25 protein-coding genes are annotated in these 26,295 nt (G+C 40.2%); 16 read left to right on the forward strand and 9 right to left on the reverse strand.

All coding sequences use genetic code 11. The features are described 5' to 3' along the window. Window positions 1-12 precede the first annotated feature (12 nt). Together pafA and FKG96_RS02705 are read left to right on the forward strand one after the other, a co-directional pair. Entirely contained in the window at window positions 13-1,671 is a 1,659-nt protein-coding gene (gene pafA, locus FKG96_RS02700; RefSeq protein ID WP_130854744.1) for an alkaline phosphatase PafA, read from the forward strand. A 94-nt stretch (window positions 1,672-1,765) separates the two neighbouring features. Continuing rightward, window positions 1,766-2,335 (forward strand): hypothetical protein, encoded by a 570-nt coding sequence (locus FKG96_RS02705; RefSeq protein ID WP_013664449.1) that lies wholly within the window; start codon window positions 1,766-1,768, stop codon window positions 2,333-2,335. On the opposite strand, the gene FKG96_RS02710 is transcribed toward FKG96_RS02705, so the two are convergent. Beyond that, a complete protein-coding gene (locus FKG96_RS02710; RefSeq protein ID WP_130854743.1) occupies window positions 2,332-3,657 on the reverse strand; it encodes a M20/M25/M40 family metallo-hydrolase in 1,326 nt (441 codons plus the stop codon). The genes FKG96_RS02705 and FKG96_RS02710 overlap by 4 nt on opposite strands. Window positions 3,658-3,854: 197 nt before the next feature. Here FKG96_RS02710 and FKG96_RS02715 point away from each other — a divergent pair, with 197 nt between their 5' ends. From FKG96_RS02715 to FKG96_RS02750, 10 genes are all read left to right on the forward strand, one after another. Continuing rightward, complete coding sequence (locus FKG96_RS02715; protein ID WP_013664451.1) at window positions 3,855-4,169, forward strand: rhodanese-like domain-containing protein; 315 nt, start codon at window positions 3,855-3,857, stop codon at window positions 4,167-4,169. Between the two features lie 6 nt (window positions 4,170-4,175). Beyond that, window positions 4,176-4,370, forward strand: a complete 195-nt coding sequence (locus FKG96_RS27160) for a DUF6358 family protein (RefSeq protein ID WP_013664452.1) — start codon at window positions 4,176-4,178, stop codon at window positions 4,368-4,370. Between the two features lie 306 nt (window positions 4,371-4,676). Beyond that, window positions 4,677-6,050 (forward strand): OmpA family protein, encoded by a 1,374-nt coding sequence (locus tag FKG96_RS02720; RefSeq protein WP_130854742.1) that lies wholly within the window; start codon window positions 4,677-4,679, stop codon window positions 6,048-6,050. A 95-nt stretch (window positions 6,051-6,145) separates the two neighbouring features. After that, window positions 6,146-6,292 (forward strand): DUF6728 family protein, encoded by a 147-nt coding sequence (locus tag FKG96_RS27165; protein ID WP_309010511.1) that lies wholly within the window; start codon window positions 6,146-6,148, stop codon window positions 6,290-6,292. Between the two features lie 11 nt (window positions 6,293-6,303). Beyond that, a complete protein-coding gene (locus FKG96_RS02725; RefSeq protein WP_130854741.1) occupies window positions 6,304-6,684 on the forward strand; it encodes a RidA family protein in 381 nt (126 codons plus the stop codon). A 17-nt stretch (window positions 6,685-6,701) separates the two neighbouring features. Then, window positions 6,702-8,813 (forward strand): ATP-dependent DNA helicase RecG, encoded by a 2,112-nt coding sequence (recG, locus tag FKG96_RS02730; protein WP_130854740.1) that lies wholly within the window; start codon window positions 6,702-6,704, stop codon window positions 8,811-8,813. Between the two features lie 305 nt (window positions 8,814-9,118). Further along, window positions 9,119-10,321 carry a GTPase HflX gene (gene hflX / locus FKG96_RS02735; RefSeq protein WP_013664456.1) on the forward strand — a complete coding sequence of 401 codons (1,203 nt, stop codon included), beginning with the start codon at window positions 9,119-9,121 and terminating at the stop codon, window positions 10,319-10,321. 24 nt (window positions 10,322-10,345) lie between these two features. Then, complete coding sequence (gene rbfA / locus FKG96_RS02740; protein ID WP_130854739.1) at window positions 10,346-10,720, forward strand: 30S ribosome-binding factor RbfA; 375 nt, start codon at window positions 10,346-10,348, stop codon at window positions 10,718-10,720. An 18-nt stretch (window positions 10,721-10,738) separates the two neighbouring features. Beyond that, entirely contained in the window at window positions 10,739-11,380 is a 642-nt protein-coding gene (gene aat, locus FKG96_RS02745) for a leucyl/phenylalanyl-tRNA--protein transferase (protein WP_130854738.1), read from the forward strand. Window positions 11,381-11,420: 40 nt separating this feature from the next. Continuing rightward, entirely contained in the window at window positions 11,421-12,023 is a 603-nt protein-coding gene (locus FKG96_RS02750; protein ID WP_013664459.1) for a trimeric intracellular cation channel family protein, read from the forward strand. Between the two features lie 2 nt (window positions 12,024-12,025). Here the strand turns inward: FKG96_RS02750 and def are convergent, their stop codons facing one another. The 4 genes from def to FKG96_RS02770 are packed head-to-tail and all read right to left on the reverse strand — an operon-like array spanning window position 12,026 to window position 17,609. After that, on the reverse strand, window positions 12,026-12,598 hold the full coding sequence (gene def / locus FKG96_RS02755; protein ID WP_013664460.1) for a peptide deformylase: 573 nt from the start codon (window positions 12,596-12,598) through the stop codon (window positions 12,026-12,028). A gap of 56 nt (window positions 12,599-12,654) precedes the next feature. Next, the gene (locus FKG96_RS02760) at window positions 12,655-13,887 is read right to left on the reverse strand and encodes a pitrilysin family protein (RefSeq protein ID WP_130854737.1); all 1,233 of its coding nucleotides are present in this window, start codon (window positions 13,885-13,887) and stop codon (window positions 12,655-12,657) included. A 35-nt stretch (window positions 13,888-13,922) separates the two neighbouring features. Further along, complete coding sequence (locus tag FKG96_RS02765; RefSeq protein ID WP_130854736.1) at window positions 13,923-16,802, reverse strand: outer membrane beta-barrel protein; 2,880 nt, start codon at window positions 16,800-16,802, stop codon at window positions 13,923-13,925. A gap of 39 nt (window positions 16,803-16,841) precedes the next feature. Beyond that, on the reverse strand, window positions 16,842-17,609 hold the full coding sequence (locus FKG96_RS02770; protein ID WP_130854735.1) for a hypothetical protein: 768 nt from the start codon (window positions 17,607-17,609) through the stop codon (window positions 16,842-16,844). A 217-nt stretch (window positions 17,610-17,826) separates the two neighbouring features. On the opposite strand from FKG96_RS02770, the gene FKG96_RS02775 reads away from it, so the two are divergent. From FKG96_RS02775 to FKG96_RS02785, 3 genes are all read left to right on the forward strand, one after another. Continuing rightward, window positions 17,827-18,429 carry a ribonuclease HII gene (locus tag FKG96_RS02775; RefSeq protein ID WP_130854734.1) on the forward strand — a complete coding sequence of 201 codons (603 nt, stop codon included), beginning with the start codon at window positions 17,827-17,829 and terminating at the stop codon, window positions 18,427-18,429. A gap of 699 nt (window positions 18,430-19,128) precedes the next feature. Then, the gene (gcvT, locus tag FKG96_RS02780; RefSeq protein ID WP_130854733.1) at window positions 19,129-20,208 is read left to right on the forward strand and encodes a glycine cleavage system aminomethyltransferase GcvT; all 1,080 of its coding nucleotides are present in this window, start codon (window positions 19,129-19,131) and stop codon (window positions 20,206-20,208) included. 37 nt (window positions 20,209-20,245) lie between these two features. Next, window positions 20,246-20,968, forward strand: coding sequence for a 2-phosphosulfolactate phosphatase (locus tag FKG96_RS02785; RefSeq protein ID WP_013664466.1), 723 nt, complete (start codon window positions 20,246-20,248; stop codon window positions 20,966-20,968). Here the strand turns inward: FKG96_RS02785 and FKG96_RS02790 are convergent. The 3 genes from FKG96_RS02790 to FKG96_RS02800 all read right to left on the reverse strand — a co-directional run bounded on the left by FKG96_RS02790 (window position 20,965) and on the right by FKG96_RS02800 (window position 24,162). Further along, window positions 20,965-21,402: a low molecular weight protein-tyrosine-phosphatase gene (locus tag FKG96_RS02790; protein ID WP_130854732.1), complete on the reverse strand. Its 438-nt coding sequence runs from the start codon at window positions 21,400-21,402 to the stop codon at window positions 20,965-20,967. The genes FKG96_RS02785 and FKG96_RS02790 overlap by 4 nt on opposite strands. Before the next feature lie 97 nt (window positions 21,403-21,499). Beyond that, window positions 21,500-22,819 (reverse strand): PAS domain-containing sensor histidine kinase, encoded by a 1,320-nt coding sequence (locus tag FKG96_RS02795; RefSeq protein WP_130854731.1) that lies wholly within the window; start codon window positions 22,817-22,819, stop codon window positions 21,500-21,502. Further along, complete coding sequence (locus FKG96_RS02800) at window positions 22,819-24,162, reverse strand: sigma-54 dependent transcriptional regulator (protein WP_130854730.1); 1,344 nt, start codon at window positions 24,160-24,162, stop codon at window positions 22,819-22,821. Before FKG96_RS02800 ends, FKG96_RS02795 begins: the two co-directional genes overlap by 1 nt. 403 nt (window positions 24,163-24,565) lie before the next feature. Here FKG96_RS02800 and FKG96_RS02805 point away from each other — a divergent pair, with 403 nt between their 5' ends. Continuing rightward, window positions 24,566-25,816: an efflux RND transporter periplasmic adaptor subunit gene (locus FKG96_RS02805; protein WP_013664470.1), complete on the forward strand. Its 1,251-nt coding sequence runs from the start codon at window positions 24,566-24,568 to the stop codon at window positions 25,814-25,816. Window positions 25,817-25,850: 34 nt separating this feature from the next. Here the strand turns inward: FKG96_RS02805 and FKG96_RS02810 are convergent, their stop codons facing one another. After that, complete coding sequence (locus FKG96_RS02810) at window positions 25,851-26,198, reverse strand: four helix bundle protein (protein WP_130854729.1); 348 nt, start codon at window positions 26,196-26,198, stop codon at window positions 25,851-25,853. Window positions 26,199-26,295: the final 97 nt, after the last annotated feature.

Below are 26,295 nucleotides of genomic sequence, written 5' to 3' on the forward strand. Positions count from 1 at the left end.
AGTAATTGAAATATGATATTTAAACGACTCTTAATTTTATGCTGTTGTATCAGCTTATACAGTGCGCAAGCCCAACAAAAAACATCCAAAGAAGTAGATCGACCTAAATTGGTAGTAGGGATTATGGTGGACCAAATGCGCTGGGATTACTTATATCGATATTACGACCGCTATGGTGAAGGCGGCTTTAAACGCATGTTAAACAACGGTTTTTCCTGCGAAAACACCTATATTAATTATATCCCGACCGTTACCGCCATCGGACACAGCTCGGTTTACACCGGTACAACACCTGCTATCCACGGAATTGCCGGGAACGACTTTATCATACAAGCTACAGGAAAAAGCATGTATTGCACGGAAGATGAAACGGTTATCCCATTAGGAACAGCCGTTGGTAATGCAGCTGGCAAGATGTCGCCAAGGAACCTACTGGCATCCACCATAACGGATGAACTTAAATTAGCCTCCAATTTCCGTTCTAAGGTGATTGGAATTGCTATAAAAGATCGAGGTGCTATTTTACCAGCCGGCCATTTTGCTGATGCTGCTTATTGGTTTGATAATAGTGGCGACTGGATCAGTAGCTCATACTATATGACTGACTTGCCTAAATGGGTGAAAGATTTCAACAAACAAAAACTTGCGGAAAAGTATTTAAAACAAGACTGGAATACGTTATACCCTATTGAAACCTATAAACAGAGCATTGAAGACAATAATCCGTATGAAGGAAAGTTTAAAGGTACTCAATCACCAACTTTCCCTGTTAAAACGTCTCAACTGCTTAAAGAAAATGGAATAGGCTTGGTTGCTACGACACCTTATGGAAATACGTTGACACTCGATTTGGCAAAAGCCGCTATTAGCAATGAAGAATTGGGAAACAATCCCGGCGGTTTTACTGATTTTTTAGCAATCAGCATATCATCTCCCGATAAAATAGGCCATCAATTCGCTGTAAATTCAATAGAGGTTGAAGACAACTACCTCCGTCTTGATAAAGATTTGGAAGACTTCTTTAGTTACCTCGACAAAACCGTTGGACAAGGGCAATATACTGTATTTTTAACGGCCGACCATGGTGCCGCCCATAATCCTCAGTACTTCATGGACCAACAAGGTAATGGCGGGTATTTCAATTCCAAAACAGCACAGCAAGGATTGAATGAACAGTTAAAAGCGAAGTTTAATACGGACAAATTGGTTATCAGCTTATCAAATTATCAGGTTCATTTAAATAACACGCTTATCAATGAAAGAAATCTTGATCGGCAAGCAATTTGTGACGAAGCGGTAAAATACCTACGGAATTTAGAGGGCGTTGCTTTTGTAGCAGAAATGGACAAGGTATCAGAAGCCGCTATACCATCGCGAATAAAAGAACGCATTATTAACGGTTATAACTATAAGCGGAGCGGCGCGATTCAAATTGTCCTTGAGCCACAATGGTATAGCGGATCAGCCAAGTCTACCGGTACGACCCATGGCAACTGGAATCCTTACGACTCGCATATACCCTTGGTATGGATGGGTTGGGGAATCAAACACGGCGCAACCAATCGTATTACTGAAATGACAGATATCGCTGCTACAGTGGCTGGTCTCTTACATATTCAAGAGCCAAATGGAAGTATAGGCAGTCCGATTGTAGAAGTGCTAAATCAATAGATATTATAAAAGTCCGTAGCGTGAAATAATCTCTACGGACTTTAAAACGGTCTTATCATCCTTCCCAAACATAGAACTTTTTAATTCCACTAATATGTCCTCCCACCATATAGTAAAAGAGAAGCAGGAACCTGCCTTAATAGTGGAATTTTTTTCCGATCTAAGCTATGAACTTCTTGGACAGTTATTGGAATGGGCACCAACAGTTATCGCTAATAAAGACAGTGCGCAATGGCTATCGAGAAACGACATTCATATCGATGTTGTCATTACAAATGACGAGCACAGGATCGAACAAGATGGAGTTACCATGCTTTTCGGAAACCCTTCCTCTTTTAAAAAAGACGCATTAAATTATCTTGTTGAAAAAGGGTATCATGCAGTCAATATCATCTCACAAGACTTTTCGATGGATCTATTCCAACAATTCGCTTCTCTTATCAACCTGGTTTTTATCAACGGTAAGCAGAAAATCTTCGCGATTAAATCTGGTTTCAAAAAGTGGAAGGCAGCGAGCGAAAACGTCTACATACTTGCCAGCGATGCTATTTTCCATACAGAGGGGTTGGAAAAAAAACACGATCAGGCATACAAGACCATAGCAGACGGCTTCTTTGAAATTCATTTCCAAACCGACTACCTGCTCATAGCAGAAGATCTTTAATTCTTTAACGGCTCCAGCCTCGTGGGCGTTTCCTTTCCTGCTATAATTGATCTCGCACCTAACGCAACAGCATTAATAGAGGAAACAATGTTCTTAATATCTAAAGTTTCTAATTCATCTTTCACGGTGTGATAGTAATTATCCTTATCTATTTGAACCGTAGAAACTGTATGTGCGGGAACGCCGAGCGCTGCCAAGGTCGCGTTATCACTTCTATAAAAAAGGTTCTGTTCAGGATAAGGGTCCGGATAAAAAGAAAAACCCGTCCCCTTCACATTTCTCTGGAGAATCTTACCCAAATCGGATTTCTCAAAGCCGGTGAGATACATGGAATTAGCCCCAAACTTAGCATCCTTTCCAATCATCTCAATATTTATCATGGCCACAACATGATCCGGATTAAGCTGTTTAGAAAAATATTGTGAGCCATAACCACCCGATTCCTCAGCTGTAAAAGCAGCGAAGATCAATGTTCGTTCATTATCTTTTTGCTTGGCAAAAATATTTGCCAAACTGATTACCGCGGTGACTCCCGATGCATCATCGTCGGCTCCATTTGCAATAGAATCCCGGTCAATCGGTTTTAGGATACCGATGTGATCATAATGCCCTGAGAAGATAACAAACTCGTTGGGTTTTGATCTCCCGGGCAGCACACCAACTACATTAGCGAGTCCCTTATTCTCCACCGTACCCGTATAGTTAATTCGAAAGGACTTAGGCTGTTCCTTGCTTAGTACAAAAACAAGTGAACCTTTTTTCTTCTGATCGGTATTTAATAAGATTCTCCCGTTATCAGCATGCTGTTTCAAATAATTAAATTCCTTTACAAAACTCTCGTCAACACAAACGATGGCATTGATATCTTGCTGTGAAATCTCCTTATATTTCTTTCGAAAGTTGTCGCTGGCACTTATGGACAAAATCCGCACTTCCGGATCGGTATTCCAGTTAAGACCCGCCTGGTCGCTTAGAACAAAACCGGCGTCACTGTCCAGCTCCTTTCCGTCTAACAAAATCTCACAAAGAGAAGGTTTTATTTGAGTGGCCTGAAAGCGCTGTAAAAAGTCATTTTCATTTGCCTTCAATGGCTGTAGCCCTGCCTTTTTGAATTCCCCTTCAATAAAAGTTGCGGCTTCCTCTATTTCAGGAGTAAACACGGCCCTGCCTTTCAATCGATCATCTGCTAACGTCGAAATAATTCGATGGACCTCTTGTTGATCGACACTAACAATACGCTCTTTCTTCTGACTGGCGCAAGCTCCCAACACTAAAAAGAGAACGAAGGAAAGCTTATTCAAAGGGGTTGTTGTTTTATACATAAATATTGCAATAATTTTAATCTCCTTAGTAAATTACCTAAATGTCACTTGTCATTAGATCGATCAATATCATAGGCAAGCAAATTACCGGTAGACCGATTCCTGTATACAAGAAAGTTTAACTAAGTTTGGTAATAAAGTTAAACAAATTCCCTAGCTTTGACGATTACAAGTATTAATTCTTAAAAAGATAGATCATGAAAGAAATAACCGTCGAGGAGCTAAAGGAGAAGATTGATCGGAATGAAGATTTTCAACTGATAGATGTACGTGAGGAGTTCGAATATGAAACATCCAATCTGAAAGGCGAAAATATTCCACTTGCTCAAGTCTTAATCGAGAAAGATAAAATCAGCAAGGATAAACCCGTTGTAGTGCATTGCAGAAGCGGAAAGAGAAGCGCCCAGGCTATTCTAATGCTAGAAAAAGAGGGATATACAAATCTTTCTAACTTAGAAGGCGGCATTCTCGCCTGGCGTGACACCTTTGAGCCGGATATGGAGGTATATTAAACAAAAATGGGGAAACAAATTCTTTATAATATTTTTCTAAATATTGGGATTCTTGTACTTGCGTATTGTACCATTGCATCTTATAATGGTAAACAGTATAGCATCATGGCGGTGAGCGTTTTGGGAATCGCGGCTCTTATATACTTGAAGATTAAACTCGCTAAAAGGGTGAAAGAATTGATCAGAAACGGCAAAAAATGAGTTTTTGTACTATATTTGAGTCAATATTGTAGCAATAGTAGACATTTTTTTGCTATTTTTTTTCGGCCATTTTTCAGTTTGTCTATAATTATCTAAACAAGCCGTGGCAGCCGCAAGACTCTTTAAAACAAGCGTTTATACAACAACAAATGGTGCAATATATATTCAAAAAGGGCTAACAACAACAAATTGAGCCCGTCTTTTTTTTTGGAATAGTATTTGCTATTGTTGCATGAATAAAACTAATAACTATTTTTGTATACAAATTATACAATTAAAACTGTTTAACCTTTAAAAGAACGAAGTATGAACTATTCTACAATCAAAAAAGCAGTTACTTGCTCTTTGATTGCCGCCTTAGGTTTCACTGGGGCAGCTCAAGCACAAGATGCTAAAGTATTTGGCGGAAGAAGCCAATACAGAACTTGGTCCATTGGTATCAATGGCGGTATAACCACTCCAAATGTATTGATTGGAGGATCTAACGCTTTTGGTAACAAAGTGGGACTATTTGAAGCGCCTGTTAGAGAATATTACGGAATTAACGTACGTAAGCAATTCTCGAGCTGGTTCGGTTTGCAATTAGATGCTAACAGAGGACGTATTTTCACACATAATGCTGAACCATTTGCAACAACAAATGCTTGGAATGGACAACAGTATCAATCAGCAGAAACTGATGTACAATATGCTGTTAGCTTAAATGGTGTATTCCAATTTGCTACAATCGATTTCCTAAGAAGAGAAAATTCGGTTAATTTCTATGCAAGTGTAGGTTACGGATTGATGGCTTTCAACCCAGTAATGTACTCTAACAATGACGGAACCGGTACTGCATGGGATAACAAAGGTAACTGGGGTGAAAGCGCTGGCGACCGCGAATTCCAAGGAGACAAAGATTACACTCGTGAAGCATTTGTTCCAGTTGGTTTAGGTTTGAAATTCAAGTTATCTGATCGCGTAGCTTTGGATTTAGGTTATACCATGAACTTTGTTGATACCAAATATTTATTTGGGCCAGTACAAGGCAGAACCAGCAACGACAAATTCTCTTATACTCATGCTGGTTTAGAGTTCTCATTAGGAAGCAAAGACAAACAAGATTTGACTTGGGCTAATCCGGTAGCTACTCTTTACGATGAGTTGAAAGATCCGGAATTGAGAAACGAAGTTGATGCGTTGAAACAACGTGTAAGCGCTCTTGAATCAACTGTTCAAGCGTTAAGCACTGACTCAGATGGTGATGGTGTTGCCGATAAATTCGACAAATGCCCTAACACTCCTGCCGGTACGCAAGTTGATGGATCAGGATGTCCAATTAAATTCCCTGAGCCTGATACAACAGCTCTTTCAACTGGTTCTTATTCTAACATCCAGTTTGAATTCGATAGCTCTGTATTGAAAACCAGCTCTTACCCAACTTTAGATCAAGTATCTTCTGACTTACGTGCTAGCGGTGCTACACTTACTTTAGAAGGTAATGCTTCTGAAGAAGGAACAACTGAGTACAACTACCAGTTAGGTTTAGACCGTGCTAACTCTGTTAAAAATTACTTAGTTAACTCTGGTGTTGCTGCATCACAAATCAATGTGGTAAGTAACGGCGAAACTAAACCAGTTGCATCTAATGCTACTGAAGAAGGTCGTCAGTTGAACCGTAACGTACAATTCAAAAAATAATCCTGTCTATTAAGCAGGTTATTATAGAAACCCTCGGGACAATGTTCCGAGGGTTTTTTCTTTGAATTCTCATCGATCTGGGTTAATTTCGTAACATGTACTTTTTCCCAAAGAAGAACCAAGAGAATAACTCCAAAAAGAGTTTCAATTTGAAGGTAATGCATGCTATCAATAAAATAGCTATTGTTCTCTTTCTACTTGGAGTTCTATATAAATTGATCGACTGGTTTTTCCTCAATTAATGCTAGATCAAATGAAAGAAATCATTAATACAAACAACGCCCCTGCCCCCATTGGTCCGTACAATCAAGCGGTTAAAGCAGGCAATACACTCTATATATCCGGCCAAATAGCCTTATCTCCCGAATCGGGCAATTTAGTTCTAGACAGTATCGCAGGACAAACCAAACAAGTGCTGGAAAATCTACATGCTATTCTGCAGGAAGCGGGTTACTCTTTTGCAGATGTGGTTAAAACGAGTATTTTCCTAACAGATATGGCTAACTTCAATATAGTAAATGAAGTTTATGGTGAATACTTTACGGAGAATGCCCCGGCACGGGAAACGATTGCCGTAAAAGGGCTCCCTAAAGGAGTGGATGTTGAAATTTCTTGTATTGCCTGGAAAGCCTAGTTGCAAAGTCGGTACGGATGCCTGTGATTGAATATGGTTTACATACACCAATAGAATACTTAAAAGGTGTCGGTCCACAAAAGGCAGATTTGCTCAAAAAGGAACTGGCAATATATACTTTTGGCGATCTTGTACACTATTACCCTTTCCGTTATATCGACCGAACGAAATATTATAAGATAAAGGATCTACATCCGGACATGCCATCAGTCCAAATTCTCGGTAGATTAACCGCCGTAGAACAGATAGGACAGAAAAGAGGAAAACGACTGGTTGCGCAATTTAAAGATGAAACCGGACTAATGGAGCTTGTCTGGTTTCAGAGCATCCGTTGGCTGGAAAAGAGTCTGAAAATCGGATCGGTATATGTTATATTTGGGAAACCTACCCTTTTTAATGGCCAATTGTCTATGACGCACCCGGAGATGGAGCTATATAATGCGGCTAATAAAAACGTGGGTAATCCAAGTTTACAACCCGTTTATCGGTCAACCGAAAAACTCAAGCAATCCTTTTTAGATACAAAGGGGATTCAACGACTGCAAGAAGGGCTAGTTGCTTGGGCTTCAAAAAAAATGGAGGAAAACCTGCCATCTTACCTGCTAAAAGAACAGCATTTGATCTCAAAAGCAGAAGCGATCACCCATATTCATTTCCCGTCCAGTGTAGAGGAATTAAAGGCAGCTGAAAGACGTTTAAAGTTTGAAGAACTATTCTTTATACAATTGAAATTGTTAAAAAACAAGCTGCTTCAGACCCATAAGTTCAAAGGCCATATATTCGATAAAGTTGGAAGTAATTTCAACGCCTTCTATCAAGAGCACCTACCATTTCCGCTAACAAACGCACAGAAAAGGGTAATTAAAGAAATTCGGCATGACACGCATACGGGAGCGCAAATGAATCGCCTCTTACAAGGAGATGTGGGCAGTGGAAAAACGGTGGTAGCACTCATGACTATGTTGTTGGCTGTCGACAACGGCTGTCAGGCTTGTATGATGGCCCCTACCGAGATTCTTGCTCAACAACATTTTAACGGTTTAATTTCTTTAATTGGCGACTTACCTGTTTCCATTAAACTGTTAAGTGGATCGACGCCTAAAAAGGAGCGGAAAATTCTTCACGAAAACCTACTAGACGGATCTTTAGACATATTGGTTGGTACCCATGCGCTTATTGAAGATACCGTACAATTTAAGAATTTAGGGCTTGTCGTAATTGACGAACAGCATCGATTTGGTGTTGAACAAAGGGCCAAATTATGGCGCAAAAATCAAACACCTCCGCACATGCTTGTTATGACGGCGACTCCTATACCTCGTACCTTGGCCATGACGCTCTATGGGGATTTGGATGTATCTGTGATTGATGAGCTCCCCGCCGGTAGGAAGCCCATCAAAACGCTTCATTTATTCGAAAGTAGCCGATTAAGGATGTTTGGTTTCATGCGGGATGAAATTGCTAAAGGACGACAGGTATATGTCGTGTATCCATTAATCAAAGAAAGCGAAAAACTGGATCTAATGCACTTGGAGGCAGGAATTGAAAACCTAGCTCGTGAATTTCCTCTTCCAACATACAAAATCAGCATTGTCCACGGAAAGATGCCGGCTAAAGATAAAGATTTTGAGATGCAGCGTTTCGTAAAAGGAGAAACACAGATTATGGTTGCCACTACTGTAATAGAAGTTGGCGTAAACGTGCCGAATGCTACCGTCATGATTATTGAAAATGCAGAGCGATTTGGCTTATCACAATTGCATCAGCTACGTGGTCGGGTTGGTCGAGGCGGAGAGCAGTCCTTTTGTATCCTGATGTCTTCCAACAAACTAAGTACAGAGGGTAAACTCAGGCTAAGTACTATGGTTAAAACGAACGATGGTTTCGAGATAGCAGAAACCGATCTTAAGCTGAGAGGCCCGGGAGATATTGCCGGCACACAACAAAGTGGTATATTAGATCTTAAACTAGCCGATTTAAGCACTGATCAGGTTTTGCTGCAAGAAGCGAGAAATCTAGTGATTCATATCTTTAAACAAGATCCGAAGCTTGAAGACCCGAAAAATCGGTTACTTCGCGATCACCTTCTGGTGCAAAGTAAAGGAATAAGTTGGGATAAAATTTCATAACATGTATTTTTAAAGCAAAAGTCGTATCTTTGTACCATTAAATCATTTCACCCTATAATAAGTATCAGTTATGTAATCCCTTCCATATCATATTATCGCTGCCAAAAGAACCTGGGCGCAAATGCGGTATTTTGATAGGTATGGGTTTCACCTACTGATAAAAATCATTTCAACGTATTCATCCATGTTTCAGGCACGATTCTTTCATAAGCAATGAAGAAAGAACGTTTATATGTATTGTTAAAATTGCGTATAAACATAAGTTATAGAACTATTATTAGTAATTTTAATTCCATAAGAACACTATGGCGATAAGAAAAATATACGACACAGCAATAAAGCCTGAGCGGGCTGTTTTAGTGGGGATCATAACACCCAATGAAACGGAAGATCAGGAAAAAGAATATCTCGAGGAACTCGCTTTTCTTGTCGAAACCGCAGGAGGCGAGACCATCAATACTTTTACACAACGGATGCAAAAGCCGGACAGAGCTACATTTGTAGGCAGTGGAAAATTAGACGAAATTAAAGCATATGTAAACGCGGAGGAAGCAGATATAGTTGTATTTGATGACGAACTAAGCCCTTCTCAGCTAAGAAACATCGAGAATGAACTGAAGATTAAAATACTGGATCGGAGCAATCTCATACTAGACATATTTGCTAACCGCGCAAAAACGGCGCAGGCAAAGACACAAGTCGAACTCGCTCAATTGCAGTATTTACTTCCTCGTCTGACGCGAATGTGGACCCACCTGGAACGTCAGAAAGGTGGTATCGGAATGAGAGGACCCGGTGAAACCCAGATTGAGAGTGACCGTCGGATGATTTTAAACAAGATCTCTTTATTAAAAGAAAAGCTAAAGCAGATTGATAAGCAAAATGAAACCCAACGGAAAAATAGAGGTGAACTAATTCGCGTTGCATTAGTTGGTTACACGAACGTCGGCAAATCGACGATCATGAATATGATCTCAAAATCGGAAGTCTTTGCAGAGAATAAATTATTTGCCACACTGGATACCACTGTTCGGAAGGTTGTTATCGACAACTTGCCATTTCTGCTATCTGATACCGTTGGATTTATCAGAAAACTTCCACATCACTTAGTGGAGTGCTTCAAATCAACCTTGGATGAAGTTCGTGAAGCTGATATTTTGGTCCACGTGGTTGATATCTCACATCCGAACTTTGAAGATCACATTAATACCGTAAATGAGACATTAAAAGATTTAGGTGCAATAGACAAACCGGTGATTACCGTTTTTAACAAAATTGACGCTTACAAACCTGCCGAAGTAGCGCGTGATGATAACGGCGATGAGCAGGCGAAGAAAAACATCACTATTGACGATTTTAAGAACAGTTGGATGGCTAAACACAGCAGCCCTGCCGTTTTCATTTCTGCCACAGAAAAAAAGAACGTTGAAGAATTCCGACAGCTCTTATACGACAAGGTAATCAAAATTCATACAGCCCGCTACCCGTACAATAATTTGTTATATTAATCATTCATAAAAGAAATTGAAAACATGGCATCAACAGAGAGTAAAAGACAACAACGTTTTGCTAGTGTAATCCAGCAAGATTTGGCTGATATATTTCAAAGGGAAGGGATGGTATGGGCTCCTGATACACTGGTGACAGTGACACGAGTAAGGGTGACACCCGACTTGGCCATTGCTCGCATCTACCTGAGTTTCCTCAATGCGAAAAACGTGCAAGAGGCGATTGCGAACATAAAAAGTCATGCCGGTGAAATCCGATATAAATTAGGAGGTCGTATTAAGAACCAAGCTCGCATTGTTCCTCAACTTGAATTTTTTGTAGATGATACAAACGAATATGTGGAACGGATGGATAAGCTTTTTGAAAAAATAAGTAAAGAACCGAGACAAGAGGATTAGGCCAGCTATTAGCTAAACATGCTTTTTCAACTTAACGAGGAGGATTTTTGGTTTCCGGATCCCTTATTAGCCGAGGAGGATGGCTTACTTGCAATCGGAGGCGACCTTAAAACAGAACGCCTTCGATGTGCTTATGCACAAGGGATCTTCCCTTGGTATGATGAAAGCACACCTATATTATGGTATGCACCCCCCAATCGTTTTATACTATTGCCACAAGATTTAAGAATCAGCAAAAGCATGCGTAAGGAACTGCGCAGCAATAGCTATCGGATTACTTATAATTCAGCTTTCGCACAGGTTATTCGTCACTGTGCATTGAGCCCCAGAAAGGGCCAACAGGGAACCTGGATTACGGAAGATATGCAAACGGCCTATATTAACTTGCACCAAGAGGGCTTTGCCATGTCAGTGGAAGTGTGGAAAAAGGAACAATTAGTAGGCGGCTTATATGGGGTTATCTGCGGAAAAAGAAACCATGTTTTTTGCGGCGAAAGCATGTTTTCATTAGCACCGAATGCCAGTAAGTTAGCCTTAATTGAACTTTGCACCTCCAATCGGTTTGAACTCATAGACTGCCAGATCGAAAGCGAGCATCTCCGATCCATGGGAGCAAAAGTAATTCCGGCGAAAAGCTATTATCAGCTATTGCAAACTTAGTATTTAAAAGCTAGTTTAGTAATAAAGAAACATAGCCTTTGTGGACTTACTTTATCAGATAGACTTAATCGGTGCATTAGTCTTTGCTATTTCCGGAGCGATGACGGCAGCTGATCACAAGATAGATATCTTTGGTGCTGCCTTTACCGGTTTTGTCACTGCTATTGGCGGCGGTAGTTTACGGGATATTTTCTTGAACACACGCCCCGTTTGGGTAGATGACGGAAACTACCTTCTAGCTATTTTGATTGGTGTTATTATCGCCATCACAACGCACCGATACCTTGGTAAACTGAGAAGGACCTTGTTTATGTTTGATGCCTTGGGTATCAGCTTTTTTACCATTGTCGGTCTGCAGAAATCACTTGCTGCAGACAGCAGCGAGATCGCAGCTATTGTATTGGGTATGTTTTCCGCGGTAATGGGTGGGGTAACGCGCGACACTTTAATGAATGAAACACCACTTATCTTTAGGCGGGAAATTTATGCCACCGCCTGTCTATCGGGCGCTATTTCATTTATTGTCTTATCAAGTTTTGGTATGGACGACAACCTCAATGCTTTCCTAAGTGCTTCGCTTATTTTTATTATCCGAATCATTTCTGTACGCTACAAACTTTCTTTGCCCATCATTGGCGGATAAGTTTAGCGTTTCTTTTTAAGAGCAGGAAACTTCATTTTGTAATCCACTTTTACATGGCCCTTTGAAATGGCGTCCAGTTTAGACTTCAACATCGCCTTACGCAATACGCTTAATCTATCAGTGAACAGTTTACCTTCAATATGGTCGTACTCGTGCTGAATAACCCTGGCGGCAAGGCCATCATATTTTTCACGGTGTTCTACCCAATTTTCATCAAAATACCTTATATGTATAATGGAGTGCCTACTTACATCTTCTCTAATATCAGGGATACTTAAGCAACCTTCATTGAACTCCCACTTCTCTCCCTCTTCTTCTTCGATATGCGCATTTATGAACACTTTTTTAAAATCTTTCAATTCAGGGGCATCATCTTCTGCAAAAGGAGACGCATCCACGACAAAGAGTCGGATAGAAAGCCCGACTTGCGGTGCAGCTATACCAACACCATGGGCAGCATACATCGTTTCGAACATATTTGCTATTAGATTCTCCAGTTCAGGATAATCTTTATCTATATCGATAGCTTTTCGTTTTAATACCGGATCTCCGTATGCTACTATGGGTAACTTCATGTTGCAAAGTAAAAATTAAAAAGTCAAAAGTCAAAACGTAAAAGGCCACTATATAGCTATTCCTGCTCCGGGATAAAGTCGAGCTCACTAAGTTTTGCGTCTTCGAATACTTCATTTGCAATTGCCAGAAGCTCTTCCGCACTCACCCTATTTATTTGCTCTACTACTTCTTCCAGCGTGTTTACCTTGCCATAGTCTAGCAAATTTTTTGCCATCGAAATAAGCACTCCCATCCGATTCTCCTCCCCTAAAGCAATCTGGCCGATAAACTTTTGCTTAGCCTGATGGAGTTGTAAGCTTCCCAGTTTGGTATCGCGTAGCTTTTTAAGCTCTTTATTGACTAGCCTTTGAGCCTGATGGGCCTTGTCTCCATCTGTACCATAGTAAATGGAAAATATTCCGGTATCCGTGTATGGTGTATAATTGGATTCAATGGTGTAAGCTATTCCATATTTTTCACGGATTTGGAGATTCAACCTAGAACTCATTCCCATTCCGCCGAGCAAATTGTTTAATACCATTAAGCCAACCTTACGATCATCGTGTAAAGAATAGGCTACATTTCCTAAACTCACGTGCGCCTGTACAATTGGTTTCACAATTTTTCGTTGTATTGGCTTATAATTAATTGTCATATTTCTCTCCCGTGCAGAAAGATTTGCGGGAATATTGCTTAATATGCCTTCTGTTAATTTTTTTATTTTCTTCCAATCATATTGCCCGGTTATTGCTAAAACAATTTGATCAGTACAATAATTTTCTTTCAAGAATTGGAAAATATCCTGTCTGGTTATCGCCTTCAGTGATTCGCTGGTTCCTAAGATATTATGGCCCAAAGCATGCTGATCGAACAACATATCTTCAAAATCGTCTGCGATAGCGTCCTCAGGGCTGTCTTGGTAAGATGCTATTTCGTCCAGGATTACGCTTTTCTCTTTTTCCATCTCTGATTCAGGAAACACGGAGTGGAAAATAATATCTTCAAAAAGATCTAGTACGCGCGACAAATGTTCCTTTAAAAAGGATGCGTGCACGCACGTATATTCCTTGGTTGTGTATGCATTAAGGTCTGCCCCTACGAGCTCAAGGCGATTCAGAATCTGATTTGTATTTCGTCTTTCCGTGCGTTTAAACAACAAGTGCTCGATAAAGTGAGCCATTCCGTATTGTTCAGGACGTTCATCGCGTGTTCCTGCGTTGACTAAAATACAGGCATGGGATACAACCGTATCTGCAGGCTTCAAAAGAACGCGGATACCGTTCGATAAATGAATGATGTGATGATCCATTGTGGTGGACAAACTTAGATAAAATTGTGGGTATATTAAAATCCACCCGGCCTTCCCCCTGGTCCACTCATAGACCGACCACCTCTTTCCCAACGTCCAGGGCCATTATCATCTGGCATAGCTCCCGTTCTACCTGCAAATTTTTGAAAGCGATACGTAAAAGATAGCATAAAATAACGAGCGAGTCGATTTGTTCTGCTATCCGAAATTCTATTTTCGGTAACAGACCTCGATATACTCACCTGTTCGTTTAACAAATCGAAGGCTTGCAGGCGCAACATTCCGTTTTTGTTTTTAAAGAATTGTTTCTCAATAAACGTATTGATAATTAAAGGATTGGCCTGAACATTACCTTCATAGCCATTGTTACTCGTTTTAGCTACATCAAAGTTCCATAATAAGGTGGGTGTGATATAAATATTACCATACATAGAGGCGGCCCAAGTCGTTATATTCTGATTGCTCCGATTCTGTAAACTGTTTTTTGTGGTGTTATAGGTAAAGTCTATTCCCGGTCGAATTTCCAGCCAGTCTTTAGGGTTGATCTGCACATTGAGCCCTTGATTTAATACCCAATTCTTAGCCTCATTCTCCACAGAATTTGCATAGGATATGTTATTATTGAAATTGGCGGATCCTCTTAAGGAAACTACATACTTACGATTATTAAAGGGTTTCGCATAGTGATAAAAACCGCGGGCATTATAATTCCCGCCAGTATTTAGGTATCTCGTTTCCTGAACGACTCCTAAACTATCGTCCATCGTTGTAATACGATTAGTCGTAATTTTATCTTCGATAACATTCGCATTCAATACGGCGAAGAAAATATTACCCGATTTGAAATCAAAGTTACGGTAACGTAGATTTAGCGTGTGGTTGAACTCCGCAGCTAGATTAGGATTACCCGTCGTAGGAAAATTTGGATTTGAAACATCCGTTATTGGTTGTAATTGCGAGAAGGTCGGCTCGCTTGCATTCCCCCGATATTCCACATTTAATGAGCGGGTTCGTGAAGCTTTGTATTCAAAACGAGCTACCGGAACAAAGTAAAAGCCGTTTCGTCCGAACGATAAATCTTGACCAGCCAAGGTTGTATGTCCTGTTAGCCTGGTAGGTAAAACGGTAGCCCCTAATTGATAAACGAACTTATCTGTTCTATAGCGATAGGTAACTCCGGCACGATGAGTTGAAAAGGTATACGCGTAAAAATTGCTTAAGGATGGGTTGGGTATGCTATTTCCTTCCACGTCCATTGAGTTCGCTTGCCGATCGTTATCGTAAGTTGCGAAATTAAAATCGTAACTAAACTCTAAATTGCTCTTGTCAGTAAGCGGTTCAATATACGAGACGGACGTACCCCCATTGAACCCCTTATTATTCAAATCTACCAACTGCCTTTGGTAAATAGCAGCGCTGTCTAAGTCCCTGCTGAAAGTAATATTATTGATAATTCTATCCAGGTCTTGCTCTGTTCTGGCTGAATTTAGCGAAAAATTAAAAAAGATATTCCTACCCCTATCGTTTATCTTGTAGTTCAATAAGCCACTACCACCATAATTTGGTGTAAAGGATTTATCATGGTTTATATTTTCGATTTTATTAGAAAGTGTATCATTTATACTTTGATAGGTAAATTCATAACTTCCTGTATTATTGTTGCCAATGCTAAATGTAGGCGAAAGTTTGATAAATAATTTATCATTCGGTTTATATTCTACATTCCAGTCGAATCGATGATTATTACTGATCGCATTACTGGTAGCATTGGTGTTTCTTAAAATCGTTGTATCAAGAAAAAAGTCTTGAATGGAATTGGCACTGATTACGTTATTATCACTATGATTGTAGCTATAGTTGCCATAGGTAGTCCATTTATCATTAAAATCTTTTCTATAGTTGAAGCCCGCTGAATACGAATCGGTTAAGCCGTTGCTTCCTCCACCAAAACCTCCCGGACCGCCAAAACCGCCTCCCATTCTTCTTCCTCCCCCTCCGGGCATCCTTCTGGCTCCACTGCCTCTTGCATTGAAATCAAAAGCTTGGTTGTTATTATTATTTGCATTGACCAAGACAGAAAATTGGCGTGACCCGGTAAATGAATTGTACATACCTCCCAGCTGATATCGATATCCATTATCTCCCGCCGGCTTCGTGCCCATCCCTGCACCAAACTGCCCGAAATTACCGTTATTGTTTTCTTCCGCTATCGTTATATTCAATATTTTCTCGGGCTCTCCTGTTCTATTACCGGTTAGATTTGCCTGATCGCCATAATCATCCACGATTTGTATTTTCTCAATGATATCAGCCGGTAAATTTTTTGTTGCTGTTTTCACATCCCCGCCAAAGAAGTCTTTTCCATTAATTCTAACCCGCGTGACACTTTCACCCTGCGCTTGCACGTTACCATCTTTATCCACTTCTACTCCATCCAGTTTCTTTATAAGTTCTTCCGTCATTGCGTTTGGCCGCACCCGGTAATCTTTTGCATTGTATTCCACCGTGTCTTCTTTCATCGTTACTAAAGTACCTCCTGTTACATTTACTACCTCTAAAAGTTTCGATTCGAACGACATAACTAATGGGGGTAAATCAAGCGAATGCTGTCCATTGAAGGAAAAACTTCTGTTAAATGGTCTAAAACCCAAACTGGTAATCAGCAAATTGAAACTGCTTGCCTTTACATTTTTAAAGCTAAATTTTCCATCAACGTCGCTGCTCACCTGAAGCGTATCCTGCGGCGACATCAGTTTAACGGAGGCAGCAATCACACTCAGCCCTGTACTATCCCTGAGCACACCGTTAACTACTTTACCTGTCTGTGCTTGCGCTTGAAAAGAACAAAGACTTATTCCGAAGAGGGAGAGAAGAAAAATACTTCTAACAATTTGGTTGATTTTTTTTAAGCACATTTAATTAATGATTGTATATTTAGTATCTGTACGACTATTTTATTTGGGTTTAGCGAGTGGTAAGATAATCCACGTCCCAGGTTCTTGCTGTGTCTCCTTTCTACTTGGTTGAGTACCGTAATATCCATATCCACCATAACCATATCGTCCCATTGGTTGCCCACCTCCTACTGTACGCATGATAATGCCATTTATTTTTATGTTAAATGCTACCTCCTTATCTCTTTCCTGTTCCAATCCTATTCGTTCGAAGGGAATAACTGCCTCATAACATACCGCGTCCGAACTGTCAATTTTCACAGTCGCTTTAATACCATAGTTATTTTCCAGTGAGATGGGGCCATCCACGACATCCGCCATTCCGACAATGAAAATGGCTCGTACTGCTTTCAAAATCCCCTCCCGTATATCGGCCGGTTTCTCGTCCTTATCTTTTGATGCCAAGCTTCTCAAAGACTCACGATCGGGAATTGGAAAAATAATCGAAGCCCCTTCCTTCTTCTTTCCCTCCTTATTTACGAGGAAGCTAAACCCTTGGTGCAAGGCTTGCGTCTGCCAACTGCCATCTTTCACACGCATTGCCACATATATCTGCTTCTCGTCATTTGCTATCTCATATTGGAGGTCTTGCTTCTCATAATAATTCCGCAAGCTGTCTCCCCATTCCGATAAATCCCCATCTATCTGAATATCGGATCTAAAGTCAATCGCCGTAGGAACTATGGATTTCTTCTTCTGCGCGTATACGGAACAGAAACTTAACAACAGACAAGTACAGATCAACAAGTTTGTCTTCTGAAATCCCATGTTTTTTTGTATAGTAAAGCAGCTTTTTGACTGGTTCACATTTTTTTGGTTTAATTGTAACATAAAAAATATATAGAATCTAGCTATTAGCCTTTAGGCGTTAGGCACTAGCCAATCAAGCGCCTTCACAAATTTATGCACTAACAGCTAACATCTAATAGCTAGAAAAATTCTTATCTTTGCTTCATTTGTGCCCCATCAATATTGTATCATAGACATGCTGTTATCTACCTTTCAAAATGAATTAATTGAAGCTGGATGCGATGAAGCTGGAAGAGGTTGCCTGGCGGGCCCGGTTTTCGCTGCAGCCGTTATTTTTTCTTCCTCATTTAAGCACGGTATTCTGAATGATTCGAAAATATTATCCGCAGCTCAGCGCTATGATTTGAGGGAAATGATAGAAAATGAAGCCCTTGCTTTTGCTGTTGCGAGTGCGAGCGCGGAAGAAATTGATCAGATCAATATATTAAACGCTTCTTTTCTTGCGATGCATCGAGCTTTAGATGCATTGAAAATGCAGGCCGAATATATTCTAGTTGATGGAAATCGTTTCAGAAGATACCAAAATATTCCCCATCAGTGTGTTATAAAAGGTGATGGAAAGTATCTTTCAATAGCCGCCGCTTCCATTTTGGCAAAAACCTATCGCGATGATTATATGGACAATTTAGCCAACGAGCATCCTGAATACGACTGGTTAAAAAACAAGGGCTACCCCACAAAAAGGCATCGGGATGCCGTTCTGAAGTATGGCTTAACCCCACACCATCGTAAAACCTTCAGGATTACAGATCCTCAGTTAAGTCTTTCTTTTGTTTAATTGCTTATGGAGCGCCTTCATAACAAAACAGGCGTTACCTTCGATGAACTCCAGTTGGTTGATTTCGTCTTTAACATATAGATGAAGGTGTTTATATTAAAAGAACCTTTTTTTGTCACTTTCTTCCGCAGACCACGAAGTAGCTTGAATGCCATTGAAAACTAACAAATGATGAAAAAAGTAACCAAAGACTCATCGCTTGGAACTTTGCTACAAGAGGTAGTGCATCAACGTGCAAACCGCAAATTTCCTAGGCGATACTTTAGCAGAACGTAGGGATTTTACTCTTAACCGAACGTATTTATTTTCAGCCCTAAATACAGCCCTGTGCGTGAGAAGAATGGCCTTGGAGGATACCGACGCAACGAGCAGCAAAGCATTTGTACATATGTTCATATTGTAGTACCCAAGCGGATTGAAGAAGTGAAACGGCTCCAATCCGCGCCAGTGATGCTTTGCCATCAGGTGCAAGGTAGCATCCATAGCCTTGATTTATTCACTCTTGTTTACTTTCAAAAGTGTTCATGAACTCATCACTTCGTTCTTCGGTTTTGGTCAGCTTTTTATCAAGAAAAAGCTGATTAAGAAAAAAGTTCTTTTTTTAAAGCTAAATCCCTGCATAACAAAACAAGTTTTTGCAAGTACCCTTATTTTGTATAAGTTTGCGCAGCATTTTTTGATTTTTTAATTTGTTCTAACATGAAAACTACCGCCCTCACGGATTTACACATAGCGCTCGGTGCTAAGATGGTACCCTTTGCAGGCTACAACATGCCCGTACAATATACGGGTATCAATGATGAACATCAAACGGTTCGTACCGGTGTAGGCGTGTTCGATGTAAGCCATATGGGCGAGTTCATATTAAAAGGAGAAAGAGCATTGGAATTAGTACAGAAAATAAGTTCCAATGATGCGTCAAAGCTTTTTGATGGGAAAATTCAATATGCCTGTATACCCAACGAAACAGGAGGTATTGTCGATGATTTTCTGGTTTATCGTATAGACGCAAAAACGTATTTACTCGTCGTAAATGCCTCTAATATACAAAAGGATTGGGACTGGATTTCAAAATACAACACCTTTGGTGTTGAAATGAAAGACATTTCTGATAAAACTTCCCTGTTCGCAGTACAAGGCCCTAAAGCGACAGAAGCATTGCAGAGCCTAACAAGCCTAGATTTGGGAGAAATGGAATATTATACCTTTAAAAAAGGTGTATTTGCCGGCATAGATAATGTGTTAATTTCCGCTACAGGATATACCGGTGCCGGAGGATTCGAAATTTATGTTGACAATGAACATGCGAAAGAAGTGTGGGAGGCTATTATGAACGCCGGTAAGCCTTTTGGAATCAAGCCAATTGGTTTAGGGGCACGCGATACGCTACGTCTTGAAATGGGTTTCTGTTTATATGGAAATGATATCGATGATACCACTTCACCACTCGAAGCGGGTTTGGGATGGGTAACCAAATTTACAAAGGACTTTGTAAATGCTGAAAACTTAAAAAAACAAAAAGAAGAAGGAATACAGCGTAAATTAGTTGGATTTGAAATGATTGAGCGCGGCATTCCAAGACATGGCTACGAACTTGTTAATGAAAACGACCAACCAATTGGGCATGTTACTTCCGGCACCCAATCTCCAACGCTTCAAAAATCAATCGGATTAGGTTATCTAAGTAAGGAATATAGCAAAGAAGGAACTGAAATTTACGTCAAAATAAGAGATAAAAAAGTAAAGGCTGTGGTAAGTAAGCCCCCTTTTATTAAATAAGCTGTCATTTACATCATCCGAAAAAAACATTTATATTTTGCTTGACCAAACTAAGGAAATAAACGTTTGCTTGAGCCCTGCGCTCATTCATTTACACGACATCAGAAATAGCATTGTGGTGGTGATCGATATTTTTAGAGCTACTACCTCTATGTGCTACGGATTGGCCAACGGAGCTGAAGGGATTATTCCTGTGGCGGAAGTATCTACTTGCGCTATTTATAAAGACCATGGATATTTACTTGCTGCCGAGCGAAATGGTGAAGTAGTAGATGGTTTTGATTTCGGCAATTCTCCGTTTTCTTATGTTAGCGAGAAAGTCAACGGCAGAACCATTGTATTGACTACTACCAACGGTACAAAGGCTATTCACTTATCACGAGAAGCCAAAAATGTTGTCATCGGATCTTTTTTGAATCTTACCGCGCTTTGTAACTGGTTACGGCGACAAGATGATCCTGTCCTATTAGTATGTGCCGGGTGGAAAGATAATTTTAACTTAGAAGACACGGTCTTTGCCGGTGCGGTTATAAACAAACTGAAGGATAGCCATCAAAAAGGAGATGACGCAGCCATTGCTGCTGAAAATCTGTATCTAGCCGCGGCAAACGACCTGGCCGACTTTCTTGCTCAAAGTGCCCATAGTAAACGATTACAGCACTTAGGGATCCAAAAAGATATTGACTTTTGCTTACAGGTTGATCTGCTGAATACGATCCCGGTTTTAAAAGGAGATCGACTCGTGGTGTTAGAAAGTTAGCTGGCTAACTCCTTTAGCAAGGTTTCGCAACGCGCTGCAATTATCTTATAGACCGGATCAAACAGGTTGTTATCATAGTACGGATCCTGCACAATATCATTTTCTAAGAAGAGGCTTACTTTTGCGCGATCGGCCGGCGAATGAGCCATCGCCAATACATCACGCAGATTATTCCGATCCATCACCAAAATCTTATCGTAACATTCAAAATCAATCCGATTAAATTGGCGAGCCCGCTGCCCGCTGATGTCGACGCCATATTTTTTTGCAATGGCTATCGATCTCCTATCCGGACATTCTCCAACATGCCAGTCTCCCGTTCCTGCCGAATCAATCTCCCAATCTAATCCTTTTTCTTTCGCTAAATGGGCTAATATTCCATGAGCTAGTGGAGATCTACAAATATTCCCCAAACAAACTACGAGTATTTTCATTTTTTTGCCTTCAGTTTTCGGCCATCAGCTTTCAGCGACAGCCGATTTTCATTGTTTAATTTTATCCGATTACTGACTGCTCATAGCCGACAGCCGACTAAAACTGCAATGTAAACACACTTCCTTTCCCTTCCTCCGAGTGGACGCTAATGTTTCCCTTATGCATGAGCATAATCTGTTTGCTGAGTGTTAAACCAACGCCACTTCCGCTTTTACGGGTAGTAAAGAAAGGAACAAAAATGCTTTCCAGCAAATCTTTAGGTATCCCCTTTCCATTATCCATCACCTTAATCTGTGGACTACCGTTATTTGCTAGCGCGGAGAGGCTAATATAAGGTTTCTCTATATCCTTTACTGCCTCCATAGCATTTAACAACAAATTGATAAGTACCTGTTCTATTAAATTGACGTCTAAGGATAATTGGAGGATGGGATCCTTCAGGATGATGTCCAGTTCAATATTTTTCTGAATAAGCGAAGGTTCCATTAATTGATAAAGGTTTTCGAACAAATCCGAGGCATAAACGGTTGTTAATTCCGGCTGAGCAATTTTGTTGAGGCTTCTATAAGTACTTGCAAATTTCAGCAAACCCTCGCTTCTTCTTTTAATCGTTTCGGTACCTAAGCGTATATCATCAAGCTCTTCGCTGTTTGGTAACGTTTCTAATCGGTTTTTCAAGGTATCAGCAAGGGAAGATATTGGCGCAATCGAATTCATGATCTCATGCGTTAAAACACTTAACAATTTTTGCCAAGCCCTCGATTCAGTTTCATCTAACGCCTCATTAATATTTTGGAAAGCTAATAACCGATAATGTCCTTCCGGTGTTTGAAAACTACTTGTAGAAAACTGAAGTTTGAGTACGCCTTTTGGCGTTGGTACCGTAAAAACGTCCGCTTTATCTGACGACACTTCCGTTACTTTCCGATATAGGTCAGGATTACGCTTGTTCAATCCTTCAATAACGGAGATATAAGGGATATTAAATAATTCTTTAAAAGCCTCATTCATCCAAACGACTTTTCCTGTTCGCTCATCATAAGAAAGGATGGCGGTGTTTACTACTTCTAAAATAGTTTGCAGGTATTGGTATTGGGTTTCGCGTTCACTACTTATTTTTTTGAATACACCATTAATCTCATTAAAAGCACCACGAAGTGGCCTGATTTCAGGTCCGGCATTCTGAAGGGGAAAGAAGCGGGTAAAGTCGCGATAGCGGGCCGCTTCTGCGAATTCTTCCAGTTCTCTATAGGCGCGCAATTGCGAACGAAAGTTTAAACTAAGCATCCACAAGGACACCGGAAGAACCAGCAATGCATAAAGGTAATAACCGGTAAGAAGCAACCAGCATAACAGACCAATGATAAGAAAAAGTAAAAACGCTCTAAACGTAATTAAAAGACGCAAACGGTTCATTAGATATTATACTTGCTTAATCTTCTATAAAGAGCCGTACGTGTTAGTCCTAATTCCTGCGAGGCTTTGCTAATGTTACCATTGTGTTTTTCGATTACCTTCATGATCGCATTTTTCTCCATTTCACTTAAATTATAGGCATCATGCTCTATTTTTGCCTGGCCGCCGGCCTGCTCAATTGGAGAGAATATAATGTCTTCTGCGTTTAATGTCTCACCGTCTGACATAATAATTGCCCGCTCAATGCTATACTGTAACTCGCGAACATTCCCCGGATAATGATAATTTAGAAGCTTGTCTTCTGCACGTTTATCCAAGTCGGGAAACTGCTTTGCATATTTAGAAGCATACTTTTTCATAAAATGGCGAGCCAAAAGTAAGATGTCGTTTCCCCTTTCCCGCAAAGGGGGTACTTGCACTTCCACGGTATTGATGCGGTAGATTAAGTCTTTTCGGAAGCGACTTTCGTTAGCCAATGCCACTAGCGGCACATTAGTAGCACACAATAAACGTATATCAACAGGAATTGGTGTATTACTTCCCAGTGGAATAACTTGTCTATTTTGAAGCACACTTAATAATTTTGCCTGCTGCTGTAAAGAAATGTTTCCGATTTCATCTAAAAATAAAGTCCCTTTATCAGCTGCTTCGAAGCGTCCTACGCGATCTTCCCTTGCATCTGTAAAAGCGCCCTTTTTATGGCCAAAAAGTTCACTTTCAAAGAGTGTATCCGTCAAAGCGCCAACATCAACTTTTACATAAGGCATTAAAACCCGCCTAGACTCACGATGTATCATGTCTGCAATCACATCTTTCCCTGTTCCATTTTCACCCAGGATAAGAATATTGGCATCTGTTGGTGCAATTTTCGTGATTTTATGCATCAGGTTTTTCATTACTTCCGATTCACCTATAATGTCACTTTGCGCAACTTGTGGTGTTTCCGACTTCTTTTTGCCCGGTTTTTTATTTAAGATATCTCCGATTACTTGTAGCAAATGTTCATTCTGCCATGGCTTTACGATGAAATCGGTAGCTCCCTGCTTTAATGATGTAACCGCTAAATCAATAGCACCATAGGCGGTGATCATTATAACAGGCAGCTCCGGACGGAGCGACTTAACCCGATTTAACCAATACAACCCTTCATTACCGGTATTGATAGCACTCTTGAAGTTCATATCAAGTAGTACCAAATCAATAGGCTGTCTCGACAGGATGGCAGGAATATTCTCGGGGTTTTTATCTGCAATCACTTCACTGACTTCTCTTTTTAACAGCAATTTGACTGCCGTTAATACATCAGGATCATCGTCAATAATTAGTATTCTGGCGTGTTTCATGTTATTTTAGCTTTCGGTAATCAGCTTTCAGCAATCAGACTCGTACGCTTTTAGCAAACAAGCGGTATGCAGGGGCGTCAAACTGTGTTGATTTATAATATATATATTATGTATCTTTTTTCTGTAATATTTAGTCTGATAGCTAACGGCTGAAAGCAGACAACTGGTTCATGTAAAGATATAACTATACCATTATTATTAAAAGACTGATTATCAGAAAAAATGTTACAAAACACTTTATATATGCTGTACGCAAGCGCACATAAAGTGTACGATATCGGACAGTACCAAAACCGAAAAAACACGTAAAAAGCTGATTATTAGCAGCCTATTTTTATGGCACAAGCTTGTATAGTTGTTAAACGAGCAAAAAGGATATTTTCTTGCCGCATAAAGAATAAAAATGGACAGAGCACTACCAAAAAAGAAATGGAATAATAAGCGGATAGCTACCGTTGCAGGGATTGTGGGCATTGGTGCCTTGATTTTCTCTAGCTATTATTTTACCTCGGGAAAATCAAAATTAAATGTTGACGCAGAAAGAATAACTATATCAGAAGTATCCGAAGGTCCGTTCCGCGAGTTTATCCCCGTAAACGGTATGGTCATGCCAATCAGTACTATTTATCTAGATGCATCCGAAGGGGGACGCGTAGAGGAGAAATTTGTCGAAGACGGTGCCATCATGAAAAAAGGCGATCCCATTATGCGTTTATCGAACACGGATTTGGAATTGAGCTTGGTCAACCAGGAAACACAGGTATTAAACTTGCTAACGCAATCGCAGATATCTCAAACAAACGCGCAACAAGCGTCTATCGCTACGCGCAACCAAATGGCAGAGGTAGAAAACGGCTTTAAGGAAGCAACCCGAGAATTTAATCTAAAGAAACATTTATACGACCAAAAAGCAATTGGTCGACAAGAGTTTGAAAAAGCGCGTAACGAATATACGTATCAGGTTGAACGCATGAAATTGAGTAGAGAAAACCTGCACACGGACTCTATCCGGACGCAGCAATCATTAAGAGAAAGCCGTGAAACCTATGAACGGACACGCAGTGCGCTTGACTTAATGCGTCGTAAAGTAGGCGATTTGATTGTTAGGGCGCCGATAGATGGCCAATTAACAGCTTTTGATGCAGAAATTGGACAAAAGAAGAATCCGGGCGATCGATTTGGCCAATTAGATGTGCTGAGTGGCTTTAAGGTAAAAGCTGATATTGATGAGCATTATATTTCACGTATTTATCCAGATTTAGATGGTGAATTCACCTTGTCGGGTAAAACCTATAAGTTACGTGTTAAAAAGGTCTATACACAGGTCGCTAACGGCAGATTTCAAGTGGATATGGAATTTGATGGTGAAACGCCAAAAGGCATCAGACGTGGACAAACGTTGCAAATACGTTTAGCTTTAAGTGATGAAACAAAAGCAGTGTTGTTACCAAAAGGCGGATTTTATCAACAAACAGGCGGAAACTGGGTATTTAAGTTGAGCTCGGACGGCAAAACAGCTTACCGCGCTGATGTGCAATTAGGAAGACAGAACCCAGATTATTATGAAGTGATTCAAGGTTTGAAACCCGGCGAAAAGGTGGTAACTTCCAGTTACGAAACGTATGATAAGGTGCAGGAGTTGGTGGTAAAATAGCTATCGGTTTTCAGCTGTCGGCTATCGGCTTATGTTATAATTTCGAAACATAACTGTGGATTAATTTTCTGATGATGATGATTTCATTATTTAGTTCTACAGAGGTATTTGTATCTAAAAGTTTTAGTTCTTTACATAAAATGAGTTGATATTGTAACTCGGAAACGGAACCGCTTGCTATTGTGAGGAAACGTTTTAATTCATTATTTGAATTTCGCCCGCAGCCTTCAGCAATATTGGAAGGAATCGATAATGCGGATCTTCTCATTTGAGAAGTTAGACCAAAGAGCTCTTCTTTAGGAAAGCGATTGGTCAGATGATAAATTTTTAACGTCAACTTATGACTACGAAGCCAAAAATCTAGCGTGGTAAAGTCGCGCATAAAAGAAATTCAGATTAAAAACAGAGGTTTAAATATAAAAATAATAAATAAAAGGCAGTTGGTGTGGTTTAAAAATTCTAACACAAAAAAGGAAACT

The sequence above is a fragment of the Olivibacter sp. LS-1 genome, assembly GCF_008245145.1.
Lineage (GTDB): Bacteria > Bacteroidota > Bacteroidia > Sphingobacteriales > Sphingobacteriaceae > Olivibacter > Olivibacter oleidegradans.